Annotated in this window: 17 protein-coding genes; 9 read left to right on the forward strand and 8 right to left on the reverse strand. The window is 69.1% G+C overall.

Annotated elements, in window-relative coordinates; all coding sequences use genetic code 11:
- Positions 1-47: 47 nt before the first annotated feature.
- Positions 48-845, forward strand: coding sequence for a PP2C family protein-serine/threonine phosphatase (locus LRQ07_RS07165; RefSeq protein WP_131492139.1), 798 nt, complete (start codon positions 48-50; stop codon positions 843-845).
- A 58-nt stretch (positions 846-903) separates the two neighbouring features.
- Positions 904-3,663: an FtsK/SpoIIIE domain-containing protein gene (locus LRQ07_RS07170; RefSeq protein WP_256536263.1), complete on the forward strand. Its 2,760-nt coding sequence runs from the start codon at positions 904-906 to the stop codon at positions 3,661-3,663.
- A gap of 44 nt (positions 3,664-3,707) precedes the next feature.
- Here the strand turns inward: LRQ07_RS07170 and LRQ07_RS07175 are convergent, their stop codons facing one another.
- Positions 3,708-4,703 (reverse strand): asparaginase, encoded by a 996-nt coding sequence (locus LRQ07_RS07175; RefSeq protein WP_256536264.1) that lies wholly within the window; start codon positions 4,701-4,703, stop codon positions 3,708-3,710.
- Positions 4,704-4,772: 69 nt separating this feature from the next.
- Between LRQ07_RS07175 and LRQ07_RS07180 the strand changes: the two genes are divergently transcribed.
- Complete coding sequence (locus tag LRQ07_RS07180) at positions 4,773-5,267, forward strand: OsmC family protein (protein WP_256536265.1); 495 nt, start codon at positions 4,773-4,775, stop codon at positions 5,265-5,267.
- Between the two features lie 15 nt (positions 5,268-5,282).
- Here LRQ07_RS07180 and LRQ07_RS07185 read toward each other — a convergent pair whose 3' ends face one another.
- Positions 5,283-6,080, reverse strand: a complete 798-nt coding sequence (locus LRQ07_RS07185; RefSeq protein WP_256536266.1) for a lysophospholipid acyltransferase family protein — start codon at positions 6,078-6,080, stop codon at positions 5,283-5,285.
- Positions 6,081-6,173: 93 nt separating this feature from the next.
- Here LRQ07_RS07185 and LRQ07_RS07190 point away from each other — a divergent pair, with 93 nt between their 5' ends.
- Positions 6,174-7,160, forward strand: coding sequence for an FKBP-type peptidyl-prolyl cis-trans isomerase (locus tag LRQ07_RS07190; RefSeq protein ID WP_256536267.1), 987 nt, complete (start codon positions 6,174-6,176; stop codon positions 7,158-7,160).
- Between the two features lie 37 nt (positions 7,161-7,197).
- The gene (dxr, locus tag LRQ07_RS07195) at positions 7,198-8,280 is read left to right on the forward strand and encodes a 1-deoxy-D-xylulose-5-phosphate reductoisomerase (protein WP_256536268.1); all 1,083 of its coding nucleotides are present in this window, start codon (positions 7,198-7,200) and stop codon (positions 8,278-8,280) included.
- 37 nt (positions 8,281-8,317) lie between these two features.
- Here the strand turns inward: dxr and LRQ07_RS07200 are convergent, their stop codons facing one another.
- From LRQ07_RS07200 to LRQ07_RS07210, 3 genes are all read right to left on the reverse strand, one after another.
- Entirely contained in the window at positions 8,318-9,940 is a 1,623-nt protein-coding gene (locus LRQ07_RS07200) for a Mur ligase family protein (RefSeq protein WP_256536269.1), read from the reverse strand.
- Between the two features lie 95 nt (positions 9,941-10,035).
- Positions 10,036-10,731, reverse strand: a complete 696-nt coding sequence (locus tag LRQ07_RS07205; RefSeq protein WP_256536270.1) for a YcnI family protein — start codon at positions 10,729-10,731, stop codon at positions 10,036-10,038.
- Between the two features lie 110 nt (positions 10,732-10,841).
- Positions 10,842-11,426 carry a hypothetical protein gene (locus tag LRQ07_RS07210; protein ID WP_256536271.1) on the reverse strand — a complete coding sequence of 195 codons (585 nt, stop codon included), beginning with the start codon at positions 11,424-11,426 and terminating at the stop codon, positions 10,842-10,844.
- 65 nt (positions 11,427-11,491) lie between these two features.
- Here LRQ07_RS07210 and LRQ07_RS07215 point away from each other — a divergent pair, with 65 nt between their 5' ends.
- Complete coding sequence (locus LRQ07_RS07215; protein WP_256536272.1) at positions 11,492-12,805, forward strand: M50 family metallopeptidase; 1,314 nt, start codon at positions 11,492-11,494, stop codon at positions 12,803-12,805.
- 81 nt (positions 12,806-12,886) lie between these two features.
- Here the strand turns inward: LRQ07_RS07215 and LRQ07_RS07220 are convergent, their stop codons facing one another.
- Both LRQ07_RS07220 and LRQ07_RS07225 read right to left on the reverse strand, forming a co-directional pair.
- A complete protein-coding gene (locus LRQ07_RS07220) occupies positions 12,887-14,770 on the reverse strand; it encodes a chorismate-binding protein (protein WP_256536273.1) in 1,884 nt (627 codons plus the stop codon).
- Between the two features lie 171 nt (positions 14,771-14,941).
- Positions 14,942-15,568 (reverse strand): pyroglutamyl-peptidase I, encoded by a 627-nt coding sequence (locus LRQ07_RS07225; protein ID WP_256536274.1) that lies wholly within the window; start codon positions 15,566-15,568, stop codon positions 14,942-14,944.
- An 81-nt stretch (positions 15,569-15,649) separates the two neighbouring features.
- Here LRQ07_RS07225 and ispG point away from each other — a divergent pair, with 81 nt between their 5' ends.
- From ispG to LRQ07_RS07240, 3 genes are read left to right on the forward strand one after another with little or no spacing between them, the layout of a single operon-like run.
- Positions 15,650-16,780 carry a flavodoxin-dependent (E)-4-hydroxy-3-methylbut-2-enyl-diphosphate synthase gene (gene ispG, locus LRQ07_RS07230; RefSeq protein WP_047522577.1) on the forward strand — a complete coding sequence of 377 codons (1,131 nt, stop codon included), beginning with the start codon at positions 15,650-15,652 and terminating at the stop codon, positions 16,778-16,780.
- 18 nt (positions 16,781-16,798) lie between these two features.
- Positions 16,799-17,131 (forward strand): nuclear transport factor 2 family protein, encoded by a 333-nt coding sequence (locus LRQ07_RS07235; RefSeq protein WP_256536275.1) that lies wholly within the window; start codon positions 16,799-16,801, stop codon positions 17,129-17,131.
- A gap of 59 nt (positions 17,132-17,190) precedes the next feature.
- A complete protein-coding gene (locus LRQ07_RS07240; protein ID WP_256536276.1) occupies positions 17,191-18,057 on the forward strand; it encodes a hypothetical protein in 867 nt (288 codons plus the stop codon).
- A 2-nt stretch (positions 18,058-18,059) separates the two neighbouring features.
- On the opposite strand, the gene LRQ07_RS07245 is transcribed toward LRQ07_RS07240, so the two are convergent.
- The gene (locus LRQ07_RS07245; RefSeq protein WP_256536277.1) at positions 18,060-18,752 is read right to left on the reverse strand and encodes a hypothetical protein; all 693 of its coding nucleotides are present in this window, start codon (positions 18,750-18,752) and stop codon (positions 18,060-18,062) included.
- Between the last annotated feature and the right edge of the window lie 35 nt (positions 18,753-18,787).

The following is an 18,787-nucleotide window of genomic DNA, read 5'->3' on the forward strand; positions in this document are numbered from 1 at the left end:
GTATCCTGCGGTCGCCCGATCCGTCGCAGGCCCATCGGAGGCAGTACGTGGCTGAGACGAAGACGCATCGCGTCACGGTTGCGCAGCGCCCTCTGCTGCTGTCCTGGGCAGGGGCCACCGACCTCGGTCGCCGCCGCGAGATCAATCAGGACGCGTTCCTCGCCGAGTACCCGCTCTTCATCGTCGCGGACGGCATGGGGGGCCATGCCGGCGGCGAGATCGCGAGCAGCAGCACCGTCGCGCGGCTCCAAGCCGTGGTCGCTGCCGGTGAGGTCAACGGGCCTGCGATCGAGAAAGCACTCGAGTTGGCCGTGGCTGACATCGCCGACCACCCGGAGACGACCGACGAAGGCACCGGGACGACGCTCACGGGTGTCTTCCTGGTCGGTGACGGGGAAGATGCGCACTGGGTGGCGTTGAACATCGGGGACTCGCGGGTGTATCTGCTCCGCGATGACCGGCTCGTGCAGGTGACGACGGATCACTCCGTGGTCCAGGAGCTGATCGCGGCAGGCAAGCTCAGCCCCGAGGAGGCGGAAGGGCATCCGTACAGCAACGTGATCACACGGGCGGTGGGGGCCAGCGAACTCACCGCACCGGACTACGTCACCGTGGACGTGCGCGCGGGGGATCGGTTCGTGATCTGCTCCGACGGGCTCACGAAGGAGCTCACCGACTACGGGATCCAGCACTTCCTCCGGGCCAACAGCGATCCAGCGGCAGGCGTCGATGCCATGCTCGCGGCCGCCTTGGAGAACGGCGGGCGTGACAACGTGACGCTCATCATCGTCCAGATCGAGGACGACAACGACTCCTCCTCCCCACCCGAAGACACCTCGGAATAGTCGCTCAGCGCTGTGGAGAGCGCCGTTCCTCTGACGTCCGTGCGGTCCACTGGGTGGCATGGAATCTCTTCCGATCATTCTCCCGGCGGCCCCCGCGGCCTCTCGCCGCGCTCCGATGCCGTTTCTGGTGGCCGTCGTCCCGGTGGTCGGGGGTGTGGCGATGTGGCTGATCACCGGTTCGCTGTTCGCGCTCTGCTTCGCGGCACTGGGCCCGCTGATGATGGCGGCATCGTTCCTCGATGCGGCACGAAACCGCCGCCGCGAACGTCGGCAGAGTGAGGCTGATGCGGAGCGGAACTGGGCCGCGGCCGACGCAGACCTGATCCGCCGCCATCGGGCTGAGCGTGAAGCGCTGTGGCTCCGTCTGCCCGACGCTTCCGTCTGCCTCACGCAGCCGCCCCTCCGCGGGGCACAGCCTCCCGATGCGGAGACCTCCCTCGTCGTGGGCACCGGCAGCGTCGCGAGCGGGGTCCGTTGCAGCGGGGGAGACGACAGCCGTGGCCGCGAGTTCCGTCAACGTTCCGGCGTCCTCGAAGACGCGCCGATCGTGGTCCGGCTGGGTGGGGGCGTCTGCATACGCGGGGCGCGACCGGTGATCTTCGCCGTCGCGCGGGCATTGGTGGTGCAGCTCGGTCTGCGTTTCGGTGCCGCACAGCTGTCGTTGGTGGGCACCGCTCTCGACGATTGCGGCCTCGCCGCGCTGCCGCATGCGCGACGTTCGCGTCGAAGCGGCTTTCGCCTCGGTGTCGGGACGCCTGATTGCGGTCGCGTGGAGGCGGATGCACTGATCTGGCTCGTCCCCGCCGATGCCGAGGTACCCGAGGGGATCACCACCGTGATCGACGTCATCGAGCCGGGACGGGCGAACCTCCGTACGCCGAACGGGACGTCGACGCTTGCGGTCGAGTGCCTGTCGCTCGCCCAATTGGGTCAGGTCGCCGAAGAACACGCAGCGCGGAGCGACGGCGCCGACGTGCTCCCGGACGTGGTCTCCTTGCGCGAGCTGGAACAGCCGCCCGCCGGCGAAGGTCTGCCCGCGGCGATCGGACGGAGCGCGTACGGCGATGTCATGCTCGACATCGTCGAGGACGGTCCGCATGCCATCGTCACCGGCACCACGGGGACGGGCAAGAGCGAGTTGCTCGTCAGCTGGGTCACCGCGATCGCTGCGCACCACGGCCCCGACAGGGTAACCTTCCTCCTGGCTGACTTCAAGGGTGGCACGGCCTTCGAGCCGCTGAGGGCGCTGCGACAGGTCGCGGCGGTGATCACGGACCTCGATGAGGAAGGCGCACGGCGCGGCGTCTCGAGCCTCACAGCGGAGCTCCGTCGGCGCGAGGCGCTCTTGGCAGCCGCAGGGGCCCGGGATGTGCGTGAGGTCGGGATTCCGCGGTTGGTCATCGTCGTGGACGAGTTCGCGGCGCTGTTGGCCGAGCACCCCGATCTCGGGGCGGTGTTCGTCGATGTGGCGGCCCGAGGACGCGCTTTGGGCATGCATCTCATCCTCGGTACGCAGCGTGCGACCGGTGTGGTGCGAGACGCACTCGCCGCCAATTGTCCGCTTCGTTTCAGTCTGCGTGTGGGTGACGCGGCCGACAGCAGGGCGATGATCGGCACCGATGCTGCGGCCGAGCTTCCCGGCGGTGCTGCTTCCCGCGGGGTCGGGCTCGTGCGGCGACCCTCAGACTCGGATCCGATCGCCGTGCGAGTCGCGCTCACCGGAGCCACCGAGTTGCGCGGCATCGGATTGCGCTGGGCGGAGACCGCGCCACCACGCAGCCCGTGGCTTCCCGCGCTTCCCTCGCGGCTTCTGCTCGGCGATCTGCTCACGGCGCCTGACCGCGCGTCGGGTGACGCGGTGATCCTCGGCCGGGCAGACGAACCGGCACAGCAGATGCAACCGCTGGAGACGTTGCACTGCGGGCAGGAGCGGGGGCTGGTGTTCCTCGGGGCGTCGGGATCGGGACGCACAACGGCCCTGCGAGTTCTCGCGGCGCAGCGCTCCGGCACGGACACCGTCTGGGTGCCGCGGGACCTCGAGGGCGCATGGGATCTCGTCGACGCATGGAGCTCGGGAGAGGAGCGGGTCCCCGCTCTCGTGCTCTGCGACGACCTCGACGCGCTCGTCGCGGGCTTCCCGCCGGACTACGGCCAGCAGTTCGCCCAACGCTGGGAACACCTGCTGCGCTCCGGCGCGGGGACGACTTTCGCCGTGACCGCCGGCCGATCGACGGGAGCGGTGGGACGCGTGCTCGATGCACTTCCGCGCCGCGCGCTCCTGCGCATGGCGACTCGGGTCGAGCACCTCGCGGCCGGAGGCGAGGCATCCGCGTTCCTCCGCGACCGCAGCCCCGGGCGCGCGTGGATCGGTGACCGGGAGGTCCAGCTCGCCTGGGTCGACGACGACGACGGCGTCGGCGAGCCGATCGAGCCGATCGAGCCGCCCGCCATGACGACGTGGTCGCCGTCGTGTGCCGTCACCGCGATCGTCAGCGCCGGCGCGAGGGCGACAGCGTCGCGGTTACGCCATGCGCACGCCGGCTTCGAAGTGGTTCTCGTCGGTGCAGAGCCGACCCTGCCGGACGGTCACCGCATCCTGGTCGCCGATGCCGAGACCTGGCAACGCAACTGGTCGTCGTGGCAGCGCATCCGCGCCGAAGGAGAGGTCGTGATCCGAGCGGAGCAGCCGGCGGACCTGCGGCAGCTCGCGGGGGTCCGCGAACTCCCGCCCTTTGCACGGTCGCATGCAGGACGCGCCTGGTCCGTTCGGGGAGCGGAGCCGCCGCGCCGAGTGGTCCTCGCGGAGCTGACGCCGTGAGGACCAGCGGATCCTCGAGAGCCCGTGAGCCGACCGCTCGCGCCTCAGATGGCGGCGCTCGGGCGGATGGTCCCGACGATCGAGCCACCGCCGGACACGCCCAGGGGCAGAGCCTCCGCCAGCGTCGCGACGTCGGTGTCACTCAGGCCGCCTGAGCGGGCGAGCAGCGTGGCGGCCACGATCGTCGCTGCGCGGGTCGCTCCGTCCAGGACCTTCAGCGCCACCGTCGTGCCGTTCGGGGCGACCATCACCATGATGCCTTCGGCTCCGAACTTGGCGAACACTCCGAGCTTCTCGATCGCGATGGTGTCGGGCCGACCAGGGCCCTCGATCGCCCAGGGGTTCTCCCGCACTGCGCGGACCAGAGAACCCGCCACCCGATGGAGGGCGAAAGGCGAACGGTCGGATGCCGTGCCGATGCGATGGATCGAACGCGCCAGGCCCGTGAGCGTGATCGCGTGCACGGGGGCGCCGCAGCCGTCGATCGCCGTGTGCGCCACCTTCTCGCCCGTCAGGCGCTCGACGACGTCGCGGATGTGCGCCTGGAGAGGATGGGCGGGGTCGAGGTAACCGTCCGTCGGCCAGCCGGTCGCCACGCAGGCGCGCAGCATCGCGGCGTGCTTTCCCGAACAGGGCATCCGTACCCGCGAGGGTTCGCCGTGCTCGCGGACGAGTTCGTCTCGGCTGGCGGAGTCGGTCGGCCACGACGCCGGGCAACCGAGGTGGTCTTCGGTCAGCCCGCCTTCGGTGAGCATGTCGCGCACCACGGACGCGTGCCGATCGGTGCCGACGTGGCTCGCGGTGGAGATGGCGAGCTGCTCGCCCTCCAAGACGGCACCGGCGGTGATGCAGGCGACGGCCTGCAGGGGCTTGAGACTCGAACGAGGGAGGATCAGGGCGTCGACGTTGCCGTGGCGGGCGATGACATCACCGTCGGAGGTCAGCACGACCGCGGCTCCTACGTGACGCGATTCGACGAAACCGCTCCGCTCGACGACGGCGAGTTCCACGGAATCCTGAATGGTGAGAGTCTCCAGCACCCGTCAACTCTATCGCCGCACGCCTGGTCGCTCTCCGCCTCCGTCGCACGGGGCTGGCAGACTGGCGATATGGCACAGTCGACTTCCCGCGCCCTCGGCGAACACCACTACGCACTCACCGCGACGTGGACCGGCAATCTCGGAACAGGCACTTCCGGCTACCGCGACTACCGCCGTGACGTGACCATCGAAGTCAGCGGGAAGCCGGAGCTCCTCGCCTCCGCCGACAAGCCGTTCCGCGGGGACCCTGCACGGTGGAATCCGGAAGATCTGCTGCTGGCATCTCTCTCCGAGTGCCACCTGCTGTCGTACCTGCATGCCTGCGTGACGCTGGGTGTGGTCGTCGTCTCCTACAGCGACGACGCCAGCGGGATGATGCGCGAGGACGGAAAAGGGGGAGGGGCCTTCATGGAGGTGATGCTCCGCCCCGATGTCGTGGTCGCGGAGGCGTCGATGATCGAAGCCGCAGAGCGGGCGCACGAGTTGGCGAACCAATGGTGCTTCATCGCCAACTCGATGAACTTCCCCGTGCGCCACGAGGCGAAGGTCAGCGCGCTCGCGTAGAGATGCGGCGGACCGTCAGCGACGTTCGTGGGGGAGTGCCTGCTTGATCTTCTCGATGGTGCTCTGCGCCGGTGCCTCGTTGTAGGCTCCCGCGAGCTCCTGGCCCGACAATCCGTGGATCGCGGCCATGATCTCATCGGTGGCGAGGCGGCGCGCCCGTCCGCTCGTCGCGGGACCGTGCGGAGACAGATCGAGTGGCTCGCCGAAGCGGACCGTGATGCGCTCCGAGAGCGTCGGGACCTTGGCCCCGACGGGCATCACCTTGTCCGTGCCGATCAGCCCGACCGGGACGACGGGCGCGCCCGTCTGCAAGGCGAGGAAGGCGACGCCGGTGCGGCCCTTGTAGAGTCGACCGTCCGCGGAGCGCGTGCCTTCTGGATACAGCGCCACCGCGAGGCCCTCATCGAGGAGCTGCCGCTGCAGATCCAGCGCGTCCAGTGCTGCTTGGCCGGCCCCGCGTCGCACCGGGATGGCTCCTATGGACTCGAAGAACGTCTTGCTCATCCAGCCTTGGAAGCCGGTGCCCTCGAAGTAGGCGGACTTCGCGAGGAAGTGCACCGGACGGGGCGCGGCGACGGGGATCGCGATCGAGTCGATGAACGAGAGGTGATTGCTCGCGAAGATGACGGGCCCGGTCAGCGGCACCCGATCGCGACCTTCGATACGCGGCCGGTACACGAGGCGGGCGAGCGGGGTGATGAGGCTGCGGCCGAGGGTGTACGCGAAGCCGGCATGGCGTGGTTTCGCGGTCTCAGCGGGCGAGGATCCCTCTGCGGGCGACGATTCGGGCTCGACGAACTGCTCAGAGGTCATCAGAGCAGGTTACTCCCGGATCCATGCTCGTGTGGGAATGAAGAGTTCCGCCGCGCCTCCCAGCCGGGGCAAAGGGGTATGGGGGAGGATGGGGTGTCCCGCCCGCGATCCCGAGGTCCCACTGTGCGCAAGCGTCCGCTCATCGTCCTGTCTACCGTCGCCGCGGCGACCCTGCTGCTGGCGGGCTGTTCCGGCAGTTCCGCGCCGTCGAGCTCCGGCACGCCCGACCCGTCGGCTTCGAGCACGTGTGCTCTGGACGCGCAGCCGGGTGAGACCTCTGATGCCGTCGTCGTCGAGGGAGAGGGTGCCGACACGAAGGTGACCGTCCCGTCCGACGCGGCTTTCGCGGGCGTCGAGCGGACGGTCGTCTCTGCGGGCGACGGGGACGACGTGCTCGTCAACGACCTGGTCTCGGTCCAGTACCAGATCGTGGATGCGACGACCAACGAGGTGCTCGATTCTTCCGCTCGCGGCGAGGGAGGCGTGCTGCCCGTGCTCCTCGACACCAACCAATCCTCGCTCTTCGTCGCCGCTCTCGAGTGCGAGCCGGTCGGCTCACGCGTCGTGCTCTCGCTGCCCGGCAGTGCGCTGGGCGAGGGCGCGAACAACGTGGTCGTCTACGCACAGGCCGTCGAGCAGTTGCCCGAAATCGCCACCGGGACCCCCGTCGACCCGACCCCCGGCATGCCGACCGTCACGCTCGATGATGCCGGCAAGCCCTCGATCAAGATCCCCGAGGGTGACGCACCGAGCGAGACCAAGGTTGCTGTCCTCACGCAGGGCGACGGACCGACCGTCGGAGCCGGCGACCTCGTCGTCGTGCAGTATCTGGGCGTCAAGTGGTCGGACGGTGAGGAGTTCGACTCGAGCTGGAGCCGCGACGCTGCACCGGCACAGTTCCAGACCACCGGCGTCGTCGCGGGCTTCCAGAAGGCTCTCGAAGGGCAGAAGGTCGGCTCGCAGGTCATCGTCGTGATGCCGCCGTCCGACGGCTACGGCGCGAGTGAAGGTCACGAGCTCCAGAAGGAGAGCCTCGTCTTCGTCGTGGACATCCTCGCCACCACGCCCGTCCAGCAGTAGCAGGGGCGGTATCCAGGACGTGTCCTAGGCTGGCGTCATGCGTCGCATCATCGTCCTCGGCTCCACCGGCTCCATCGGCACCCAGGCGCTGGATGTCATCCGCGCCAACCCCCGGCGATTCGAACTCGTCGGTCTCGCCGCAGGATCGAACCGCGAGATGCTGGAGGCGCAGGCTGAGGAATTCCGCGTCGAGCACACGGCGCTCGGAGCCGTCGACGCCGAGCAGCTCGTGCGCGATGTCGAGGCCGACGTCGTTCTCAACGCCATCACGGGTTCGATCGGTCTCGGCTCGACGCTGGCCGCGCTGCACGCGGGGCGCACTCTCGCGCTGGCGAACAAGGAATCCTTGATCGTCGGCGGTGACCTCGTCCTGGCCGCTGCCGCGCCGGGGCAGATCGTCCCGGTCGACTCCGAGCACTCGGCGTTGGCGCAGGCGCTGCTCGCCGGCACCCACGCCGAGGTTCGGCGCCTCGTGGTGACTGCATCCGGCGGCCCGTTCCGAGGGCGCTCCCGCGCAGAACTCACCGAGGTGACCCCCGCCGAGGCTCTGGCGCACCCGACCTGGGACATGGGGCGCATGGTCACGACGAACTCGGCGACCTTGGTGAACAAGGGGCTCGAGGTGATCGAGGCGCACCTGCTGTTCGACATCGCCTACGACGACATCGAGGTCGTCGTGCATCCGCAGTCGATCGTGCACTCGATGGTCGAGTTCATCGACGGTTCGACCATCGCGCAGGCGTCACCGCCCGACATGCGCCTGCCCATCTCCCTGGGGCTGGATTGGCCGCACCGTGTCGGGGGCGTCGGACGGCCGTTGGACTGGACGCAAGCGACGTCGTGGACGTTCGAACCACTCGACAGCGAGGCTTTTCCCTCCGTCGCCCTGGCGAAGGCGGTCGGTCGCGCCGGCGGGACGTTCCCCGCGGTCTACAACGCCGCCAACGAACAGGCCGTCGACGCCTTCCACGAGGGACGGCTGTCGTTCCTCGGCATCGTCGACACGATCGCCCGAGTCATCGACGCTCATGACGCTCCCGACGCCTTGACCGTCGAGACGCTCGCGGCGGCCGAGACCTGGGCGCGCGAAACGGCCGATCGGATCATCGCGGCGGGCTGAGCCCGGGGTCGGAGCGACCGGCGCCGCCCCGACGAGGTCAGTCCTCGGCGGGGTAGGGAACGGGCCAGCGCGGCTCCGGAACCGGCCATCCCGCCGCACGCAATGCGCGACGGGCGAGTTCACGGGCGGAGTAGGGCGTGCGGACGCCGCGGATGTCGCGGTAGTCCTGGTGGCCGGGGCCAGCCCAGAGGATCGCGTCGCCGTCGCCGACCAGTCCGACAGCGGTGATGATCGCGTTCTCGGGCGGTGAGGCTTCGTGGATCTCCGCGTCGGGCCGTGCCTGCCGCGCGCCGGCGATGAGCGTGGCGCGGATGGATGCCGGATCCTCGAACCGCGGATGGTGATCGGTCACCACGAGGATGTCGCTGCCTTCGACCGCCGTGCGTGCCATGTCGAACCGCTTGCTCGCATCGCGGTCTCCGTCGGCGCCGAACAGCATCAGCACTCGGCCCGGTGTCACCCGACGGACGGCGGCGAGCGTCTTCTCGAATGCGTCGGGGGAGTGCCCGAAGTCGACGAACACGGCGGGACCCCGCTCGCCGGACACGAGTTGCGTGCGGCCGGGGAGATACGCGCGGATGCCGTCGTCCTGAGCGAGCGCCGTGACGATGCGGTCCCACGCGTAGCCGCCCTCCAGGAGCATGACGATCGCGAGCGCGGCGTTGGCGGCCATGTGCGGACCGATGACGGGGACCGTCGTCGTGAGTGAACCGGAGGGTCCGGTCATGGTGAACGTGGTGCCGGCCGCTCGCTCGTCGTCGATCACGACGACCCAGTCCGCCGCGGAGGCCGCAGCGGGGTCGGCTGAGATCGACGGCGTTCCGACGGTCACCACGGGGATCTCGGCGCGTTCGACCACGACCGCCCCGGATGGCGAGTCGAGGCAGATGACACCGCGTTTCGCACGGTCGGGTCGGAACAGCGGCAGCTTGGCCTCGAAGTACTCCTCCATGTCGGCGTAGTCGTCGAGGTGATCATGGCTGAGGTTGGTGAAGCCGGCGACGTCGAAACGGAGACCGTCGACGCGGTGCCGGGACAGTGCCTGAGCGCTGACCTCGACGGCCACCGCTTCGACCGCTCGTTCTCGCATGAGGGCGAGGAGGGCATGCATCTCGGATGCCTCGGGCGTCGTCAGTCGGGAGACGATGACCTCCCCGGCGATGTGGCGCTCTGCCGTGGAGGAGAGCCCGGTCACGACCCCGAGCTGGTCGAGGATCCCCTCGAGGAGGTGCGAGACGCTGGTCTTCCCGTTGGTCCCCGTCGTCGCGAACAGCAACGGCAACGGATCATCAGCGCCCGTGCCGTACACCCAGGCGCTCAGGTCGCCGAGGACGGCGCGGGGGTCGTCGACCACGATGATCGGCAGCCCTGCGGACTCCGCGATGGCCGCACCCGGCTCGTCCGTGATGACGGCTACGGCGCCCTTCTCGGCAGCAGCGAGCGCGAAGTCCGCGCCGTGACGGTTGACCCCCTGAATCGCCACGAAGGCCTCACCCGGACGGAGGTCCGCCGTGGCCAAGGTGATGCCGGAGAGGGTGATCCCGTCGATGTCGCCGCGTACGGAACGGGCGAAACGGGAAGCGAGTTCGGACAGCTCACGCCGGGGCGGGTTCGCGGGGCGGAGCACGGGAGGCAGGCTCGGTTGTTGTTCAATCGACATGTCGCATCCATGATCTCATGACGGCGCGGCGAACCCTCCTGCGGCACGACTCCCCGCACGCCCGGAACACAGCGCGCGAGGAGTCGTGCGCGGCGTCAGGCCTTTCGGCGGTAGGCGAGGACCGCGACGACGAGAGCCGCGACACCGGCCACGAGCCCGCCGGCGCCGAGGGCGATGCCCACGGGGTCGCTCGCAGCGGCCTGGGTGCTCTCCTCCGTCGTCTCAGCAGCCTCGTGGTCATCGGCAGCCTCGTGGTCACCGTGACCCGAGGTTGCGGCCTCCGTGACGGACACGACCGGCGCCGGTGCGTCGAGGCTGTGCGGGTCCTCCCCGCTCTCGGCGAGCTGCGTCCACTCGGTCGACCCCTCGACGCACTCCTGCACGACGGGGAACGCCAGAGTGTCGGGGGTGCTCTCGTCGAGCCCGACCGACATGCTCACCGCACCGCGGAGGTCGTTCGGCACCGGCGTGACAGCGGTGTAGGTCACCGCGCTGACGAGTCCGTCGTCGCCGCGCTCCACTCCGATGTTCCAGTCGCCGTCCATCGTCGGCGCGACGGAGGCGAGACCCTCGGGCATCGTGATGCGCAGGGCGGTGGTCGGCGAATTCTCGCAGCCGTGCGAGAACGAGAAGGTCAGGACGCCGTGGTCTCCGGCGACGAGTTCATCGGGGCTGACGCCCACATGGGCGCTGGCCATGGCGGGAACCGCGAGGGCGAGGAGCGCACCGCTGAGGAGGCCGGTGGTGGCGAGGACGGTGCGGCGCGTGCGAGAGGGGGTGTTGCGGGACATGATGTATCTCCTGGTGCTCGATGTGCGGGCGCGCCGGACGGCGCGAATCCGCGAAAGGGTGAGGCCGCTCGGGAACGAGCAGCGGACTCCGTGCGACGGATCGGTGCGGATCAGTCGCGGATGAGCGCGGGTGGACCCCGTCGCGTCACGGCGGCCGCGAAAGCGACTTCGAGGACAGGAAGATCGAGGGAACGCAGTCCGGGCGGCCTGCGGTGGTCGGTCGGGGTGGTCGTGACGGAACGCCGGAGAAGGGCCTCGACCCAACGGGCCACCGCTCGCACGACCGCTTCGCCGTGCCAGATCAGGAGCATGGTGAGGATGGCGGCGACGACGTGGGCGACGAGCATGGGGGCACCGGCGGCCGATGCGGACGGTGTGGAGGCGAGCAGCGCGAGATCGAGGTGGTGCACGTGGCCGAGCCCGCCGGGTGACGATGTCGCGACCGGGGAGCCCAGCACCTGGAACAGCACGTGGAAGGCCGCCTGTGCGAGAAGGACGGTGACCGCGACCCGGCCACGCGAGGGGCGGGCACCGATGAGCAGAGCGGAAAGCGGCGTGACGAGTGTGGCGACTGCGAGGATCAGCAGCGGATGAGGGGCGGAACCTCCGCCGAGCGTGTGGGAGACACCGGCGAGCAGCGTCGCGATGGAGGAGACGGCGGCGGCGCGTACGAGTCGCAGCTGCCGGGCATTCACGCTCACAGCCTAGCCGGGACGAGCGTGCCGGGCGGATTCCTAGCTCGGGGCAGTAGCGTTGGCACGTGGAATTACTGCTCTATCTGGGCGGCATCCTCTTCATGCTGATCGGCCTCGGCCTGTCGATCGGCCTGCATGAGGTCGGCCATCTCGTCCCCGCGAAGCTCTTCGGCGTGCGCGTCGGCCAGTACATGATCGGCTTCGGGCCGCGTCTGTGGTCGAAGCGGATCGGGGAGACCGAGTACGGGTTCAAGGCGCTGCCGCTCGGTGGCTTCATCTCGATGTCCGGGATGTACCCGCCGTCGAAGAGCACCGGTCCCGCATCCGGCGTGTTCCGGTCGTTGATCCAGGACGCGCGCTCCGCCAACGACGAGACCATCGCGGAAGGCGCAGAGGACCGAGTCTTCTACCGTCTGCCCGTGTGGAAGCGTGTCATCGTGATGTTCGGCGGTCCGCTGATGAACCTGATCCTGGCGACCGTCATCTTCACGGTGCTGGTGTCCGGTATCGGCGTCCAGCAAGGGACGACGACGATCGCTTCGGTCACCGAGTGCGTCGTCCCCGCAGGATCCACCCAGACCGAGTGCACCGCGGACGACCCGAAGTCGCCCGCTGCGGAAGCCGGGATCAAGCCGGGGGACGTGCTCGTCTCCGTCGACGGCCAGCCGGTGTCGGACTTCGCGGAGGCGACGGCGATCGTGCAGGCGGCGCCCGGTGAGACGCTCGACCTGGTGGTCCTGCGGGACGGCACCGAGCAGAGCCTGAGCATCACCCCGGTGGCCGCCGAGCGCACGATCACGGATGCCTCGGGCCAGCCCATCCTGGACGACGCCGGTGATCCCGTCGTCAAGGAGGTCGGCTATGTCGGCATGGGATCGCAGATGGGATACGTGCAGCAGCCGCTGAGTGCGGGACCGCAGATGGCGGCCGAGAACGTCGCCAGGGTCGGCTCGTTGCTCGTCACGCTCCCCGTGCGGCTCTGGGACATCGGCGTCTCCCTGGTGACCGGGGGTGAGCGGGATCCGAACGGCCCCCTGAGCGTGGTCGGTGTCGGGCGCCTGGCGGGTGAGGTCGCGGCGACGGATGCCCCCGTCCTCAATCGCTTCGCGATCCTGCTCGGACTGCTCGGTTCGCTCAACGTCGCCCTGTTCGTGTTCAACCTGATCCCGTTGCTCCCGCTCGACGGAGGGCACATCGTGGTCGCCCTGTGGGATGGGATCAAGCGGGCCTGGGCGAAGCTCTTCCGGCGGCCCCCTCCTGCACCGGTCGATGCGACCAAGCTGGTGCCGCTGACCGTGGTGGTCGCGGTCCTGCTGATCGCGATGGGCGCACTGCTCCTGATCGCCGATCTCTTCAATCCGGTGAATCTTCTCGGTTGACACCGAGATGATCGTCGACGGCGGTGCTGAGTCGCAGCCGGTTCGAGCGGCGACCGCATCGGAATCCGACTGGGCGTCCGCTCAGCTGAGGGCGTGGGAGACGAGGCGTTCGAGGGTGTGGATGCCGTCGCGCGACAGGATCGATTCGAGATGTCCCTGCACCGAGGCGAAGTGCGCGCCGCGCAGGGCGTAGACGTCGCCCGACGCGTCGTCTGCGGACACCTCGGCCGATGCGACGGTCGTCGTCCCCGGTGCCACTCGCGCCGTGAACGTGTTGTAGAAGCCGATCGATGCGTCCTCTCCGAACACCGGGACCGCCTTCTGCAGGCCTTGGTGCGGCGCCGCGAGCGGCGTCAGCGCGATACCCAGCCGGTCGGCGAGGATCTGATGGCTGAGGCAGACCGCGAGCAGCGGAGCTTCGGCATCGAGGCGGCGTCCCACGATCTCGCGCATCCGCGAGATGCGAGTGCTCGTGGCGTCCCGCGGGTCGCCGGGGCCGGGGCCGGCGACGACGAGGTCCGCGGCGTCGATGTCGGCGTCCGTCACCTCGTCCCACGGCGCGATCGTCACGGCGAGACCGAGGTGTCGCAATTGGTGGGCGAGCATCGTCGTGAAGCGATCCTCGGCGTCCACGACGACAGCCGTGTGCCCCGCGAAAGGTCCGGTGAAGTCCTCGCCCTGCGGGTTGAGCCAGAATTCGGCCAGGCGTGCGTTGCGCGAAGACAGCAGTGCGGCGATCGCCGGGTCGTCGGCGAGGGCGCGTTCCCCACCCGGCGCATCGGCATCGCTCCGGGCCTCCGCCACACGATCGCGATCGATCGCACCGATCGCGCCGAGCACGCCGGCCGCCTTGCCGTGCGTCTCCGACACCTCGCCCAGAGGATCGGAGTGGCGGACCAGTGTCGCACCGACGGGAACGCGCAGCGTGCCGTCCTGGAGGTACACGGTGCGGATGAGGATGGGGGCATCCAGGTCATGTCCGCCGTCCGCGTTCGGGGTGAACAGCGCGGCCACGCCGGAGTAGTAGCCTCGCGGCTGGCGCTCATGACGGCGGATCACAGCGCAGGCGTTCTGCATGGGTGATCCGGTGACGGTCGGTGCGAACATCGTCTCCCGCAGGATGTCGCGCGGATCGAGGGCACTGCGTCCGCGGAGCATGTACTCGGTGTGCGTGAGCCGCGACATCTCCTTGAGGTGCGGGCCGGTGATGCGCCCGCCGTCGGAGCAGACCGCGCTCATCATCTTGAGCTCCTCGTCCACGACCATGAACAGCTCCTCGGTCTCCTTGGCGGAGGCGAGGAAATCGATCAGCGTGTCCTTGGTCGCGCCCCCTGCAGGGTGGCGGAACGTTCCGGAGATCGGGTTCATCGTGACGACGCCCTCACGCGCGACGACGTGTGCTTCCGGGCTCGCGCCGACCGCGATGTGCCCCGGCGTGAAGACGGCGAACGTCCAGTACGCGCCGCGCTCATGCGTGAGAAGGGCGCGGAACCAGGTGAGCGCCGCGGTGCGGTCGTCGACATCGATGTTCGCGGTGAAGTCGCGGCGGATCACGAAGTTCGCGCCTTCGCCGCGCCCGATCTCGTCTGCGATGACCTTCTCCACGATGGCCGCATACTCGTCGTCCGCGATGTCGAAGCCGTCGTCGCGGAGAGGCACCGGAGTGTTCGGGAGCTGCTCGAGGAGAACGGGAGTCGGAAGGTGGAGGTGCTCGTCGACGATCACGCACCGCAGCGGTGCGCCGTCGTCCTGTGCGACGAAACCACGCTCACGCACCTGGCGGTAGGGGACCAGGGCGAAGATCTCGCGCGGGGTGCCGTCGAGCGTGAGCGGGATGTCGGCGAGCAGGTCGACATCGACCACGTCGCCGCTGAGCAGCTCGACGGTGTCGGCACCGTCGCGGGCGATCAGCACGAAGGATGCCGTCGGGTCGGCGCTGAGCTCGGCGAGTCGTGAGAGGGTCATCGATGTCTCCTGTGCAGTGCTCCGGCTCGGCGCAACGAAAAGACCGCCCCGGAGGCGGTCTGGATTCGTGGGAACGCGAACACACCGCCTAGAAGGCGGGCCACCAGGTGAAGTTCGCGAGCATGGGCCTGAAACTACCACATCGCCCGTGCCCGTCTGAGCGGCAGGGCCTCACCAGAGACTGCCGCCGGGCTGGGGCACCTCGGCATCGAGGGCGTGATCGACGACGAGGCGCACGGCGCGTGCGAGATCCTTGTCGGCGAGGTGCGCTGCGCCGACCGGTGCGGTGCCGGTGGACCAGGGCAGATGCACGAATCCGGCTCGCGCGTCCGCCCGAACAGCGCCGAGGGCTGTGTAGAGCACGTGATTGCAGACGTAGGTCCCCGCCGACAGCGAGAGGTGCGCAGGCAGCCCCTCCTCAGTCAGCACCTGAAACAGACGCTTGGTCGGGAGGCTGGCGAAACGAGCGGCGGGGCCGCCGATCTCGCTGGGAGCATCGAACGGCTGCGCGCCGTCGTTGTCAGGGATCCGTGCGTCGATCAGGTTCACGCCGATGCGCTCGACCGCGATCCGCTGGCTGCCTCCGGCGAGCCCGGTGGCGATCACGGCATCGGGGGAGTGCGTCGCGATCAGGTCACGAAGGCGGAGCGCCGAGGCATCGAAGGCGACGGGCAGCGTCGCGATGACGAGATCGTGCGGGCCGTCGTAGTCTGCCGCCACCGCGTGGACGGCGTCCGCCGAGGGGTTGCGGGCGGCGCCGTCGAAGGGCTCGAAGCCGGTGAGGAGGATGACCGCCATGCGACCAGCGTAGGTGCGTCCGTCCAGCCCTCTCGCATCCGGGCGGCGTAGGCTGGTGGGGTGCCAGCAGTGAACCTCGGAATGCCGAAGATCCCCGAAGTCCTCGCCCCGCGCCGGAAGTCTCGGCAGATCAAAGTGGGCAAGGTGCTCGTGGGCGGCGATGCTCCCGTCAGTGTGCAGTCGATGACGACCACGAAGACCACCGACATCAACGGGACCCTTCAGCAGATCGCCGAGCTCACGGCGTCCGGTTGCGAGATCGTGCGCGTCGCCGTGCCGCATCAGGACGATGCCGATGCGCTCAAGATCATCGCGATGAAGAGCCAGATCCCCGTGATCGCCGACATCCACTTCCAGCCGCGCTACATCTACACGGCCATCGATGCGGGGTGCGGGGCCGTCCGCGTCAATCCCGGCAACATCCGGGAGTTCGACGGCAACGTCGGCAAGATCGCCGAGGCAGCCAAGGCCGCCGGCGTCTCGCTGCGCATCGGCGTCAATGCCGGATCGTTGGACCGTCGCATCCTCACCAAGTACGGCAAGGCGACGGCCGAGGCTCTGGTCGAGAGCGCCGTCTGGGAGGCGTCGCTGTTCGAGGAGCACGACTTCCACGACTTCAAGATCTCCGTCAAGCACAACGATCCCATCGTCATGGTCAAGGCATACCGTCAGCTCGCCGAGCGCGGCGACTGGCCCTTGCACCTCGGGGTGACCGAGGCGGGGCCGGCGTTCCAAGGCACGATCAAGAGCGCCACGGCATTCGGCATCCTGCTCGGCGAGGGGATCGGCGACACCATTCGCGTCTCGCTCTCGGCGCCGCCGGCGGAAGAGGTGAAGGTCGGACACCAGATCCTGCAGTCGCTCAACCTCCGTGAACGCAAGCTCGAGATCGTCTCGTGCCCGTCGTGCGGGCGCGCTCAGGTCGACGTCTACACACTCGCCGAGAACGTCACCGAGGGGCTCAAGGACATGACGGTGCCGTTGCGCGTCGCCGTCATGGGCTGTGTCGTCAACGGTCCGGGCGAGGCCCGTGAAGCCGACCTCGGCGTGGCATCGGGCAACGGCAAGGGGCAGATCTTCGTCAAGGGCGAGGTCATCAAGACCGTGCCGGAGGCGGAGATCGTCGCGACCCTGATCGAAGAGGCCACCCGGATCGCCGCCGAGATGGGCCCGGAAGCGCCCCTCGGCACCGCGCAGGTCGTCACTGCCTGAGTCCTGAGGAGCACGAACATGTCCGAAGCCGCTCTTCCCGCCCCCGTTCAGGCGATGGTCGATGCGATCAATGCCGCGGATACGGAAGCATTCGTCCGCGCGTTCACACCGGCAGGATTCGTCGATGATTGGGGCACCGTCAAGGCCGGCCCCGACGGCGTGCGCGCGTGGGCGGACAGTGACGCGATCGGAGCGGGCGCGCAGATGACGGTGCTCTCGGCGACGACGGACGGCGACACGACACGCATCCGCTTCGCCTGGTCGAGCAGGGTCTTCAACGGCGAGTCCGAGGGGATCTTCGTGATCGAGGGCGACAAGCTGGCCAGCTTCACCATCCCGCCGTCGCACTGACCCCGCCGCCGCAGGCCGCCGACCGCACTCCGGCAGCACCGTCGAATCCGAGGAGATCCATGTCGACGCCCACCATCGTGACCTTCGCCGAAGGCGCTGTAGACGGTGACGGCGTCGTCACCCGCATCGAGCAGGGCCCGCACGGGACGGTGGTCGTGGTCGACGCGACTCCTTTCCACCCCGTCGACCACACCTGGCCGGATCAGCCGGGCGACAGCGGAACGATCACGTCGGGCGGGCAGGTTCTCCGGGTCGCGGAGGCCGTGATGGCCGCTGCCTCCGCGGAGGGTGCCTTCGCCGTGGGCAGCGACATCCCCGTCAAGCGTGGCGCGGAGGGGTGGACGTGGCTGGTCGGGCACCGTATCGACGCCGAGGTGCCCGACGGGCTGGTGGAGGGCGCCCGCGTCCGCCTGTCCGTCGACGAGACGCGCAGAGCCGGACTCAGTCGTGGTCACACGGCCTGCCACCTGGCCTCCCTCGCGCTCGACCTCGCCGTCTCCGACCTGTGGCGTAAGGACCCGGGAGCGGATGCGCTCGGGAATCCCGACTTCGAAGGCCGTGCGAACCAGTCCAGCCGTATCCACGAGAACGGCGCCGTCGACGAGTACCGTCTCGGCAAGAGCTTGCGCAGAGCTGGATTCGACACCGAGACCTTCGCCGCGACGCTCGCCGATCGTGAGGAGCAGATCAACAGCCGGCTCGCCGCGTGGGTGGCGTCGGGCGCAGCGAGCTTCATCCGGACGGAGGGGCCCACGATCGTCGACCGCCGACGGTGGCACTGCGACCTGCCGGAGGGCCACGCGGCGATCCTCTGCGGCGGCACCCATGTCGACAGTCTCACGGAGTTCTCCGCGATTGTGGTCGAGCTCGATCTGAGCGACCCGCAGCTCCTGGTGATGACCACGACCGCGACCCCGGCGGTCTGACCTCAGCGGACGAATCCCGCCTGAACGCGGCCACCCGCTCGCCGCAGTTCGGTCTCGACGCGTGCGGCGAAGAGCACGATGTCTCCGGCGAGCAGCGGGTCGCCCAGAAGGCCGGCGCGCTCGGGGCTCAGGGAACGCAGTCGACGGGGAAGCCATTTTCCCGTCGCGACCCAGTGGCCCTCGGACAGGAGCATCAATTCTGCGATGCGTTCGAACAGCAGGTTCGCCACGACCCGTTGTTCCAGGGGATCCTCCGCGTCGTGGAGGTCATCGAGGAGGTCGGTGATCACGTAACGACGGAATGCGGACTCTTCAGCGGTGAGTGTCGGCCCTGCGGCCAGGAGTCTGCTCCAGTGCGCACGGAACTCATCCAGCGACCCGTCATCCCGGATCGGCATTCCTTCCACGAGCATGTGGACGATGACGGGGCGGTGGTTGTCGAGACCGCGATCCGCCCACTCGGCGAAGCCGTCCGGAGTGTAGGCGAACACCTCGAAGATCTCTCCTTCGAACTCGTGGGTGGCTGCCTCGCTCGACTGCGTCGGGTCGTCGAAGAGCGGATCGCCGATGAGCAGGAGGTCGGTGTCGCTGGTTGCCGTGCGCTCCTCACGGGCTGTGCTTCCGGCGACGATCGCGATCCGCGCGCGGGGGTAGGTTTCGGCGATGAACCGCTCGGCGCGTTCGGCATGATCCATGCCGTCAGAGTATCCGCCGATGTCGTTCGCGCCCG

The organism is Microbacterium sp. J1-1 (assembly GCF_024498615.1).
GTDB classification, from domain to species: Bacteria; Actinomycetota; Actinomycetes; order Actinomycetales; family Microbacteriaceae; genus Microbacterium; species Microbacterium aurugineum.

Coding starts and splice junctions, on each gene's coding strand:
- LRQ07_RS07170 (WP_256536263.1), top strand. CDS start 904: ATGGAATCTCTTCCGATCATTCTCCCGGCGGCCCCCGCGGCCTCTCGC.
- LRQ07_RS07180 (WP_256536265.1), top strand. CDS start 4,773: ATGGCACAGTCGACTTCCCGCGCCCTCGGCGAACACCACTACGCACTC.
- LRQ07_RS07185 (WP_256536266.1), bottom strand. CDS start 6,080: ATGACCTCTGAGCAGTTCGTCGAGCCCGAATCGTCGCCCGCAGAGGGA.
- dxr (WP_256536268.1), top strand. CDS start 7,198: ATGCGTCGCATCATCGTCCTCGGCTCCACCGGCTCCATCGGCACCCAG.
- LRQ07_RS07200 (WP_256536269.1), bottom strand. CDS start 9,940: ATGTCGATTGAACAACAACCGAGCCTGCCTCCCGTGCTCCGCCCCGCG.
- LRQ07_RS07205 (WP_256536270.1), bottom strand. CDS start 10,731: ATGTCCCGCAACACCCCCTCTCGCACGCGCCGCACCGTCCTCGCCACC.
- LRQ07_RS07220 (WP_256536273.1), bottom strand. CDS start 14,770: ATGACCCTCTCACGACTCGCCGAGCTCAGCGCCGACCCGACGGCATCC.
- LRQ07_RS07225 (WP_256536274.1), bottom strand. CDS start 15,568: ATGGCGGTCATCCTCCTCACCGGCTTCGAGCCCTTCGACGGCGCCGCC.
- ispG (WP_047522577.1), top strand. CDS start 15,650: ATGCCGAAGATCCCCGAAGTCCTCGCCCCGCGCCGGAAGTCTCGGCAG.
- LRQ07_RS07235 (WP_256536275.1), top strand. CDS start 16,799: ATGTCCGAAGCCGCTCTTCCCGCCCCCGTTCAGGCGATGGTCGATGCG.
- LRQ07_RS07240 (WP_256536276.1), top strand. CDS start 17,191: ATGTCGACGCCCACCATCGTGACCTTCGCCGAAGGCGCTGTAGACGGT.
- LRQ07_RS07245 (WP_256536277.1), bottom strand. CDS start 18,752: ATGGATCATGCCGAACGCGCCGAGCGGTTCATCGCCGAAACCTACCCC.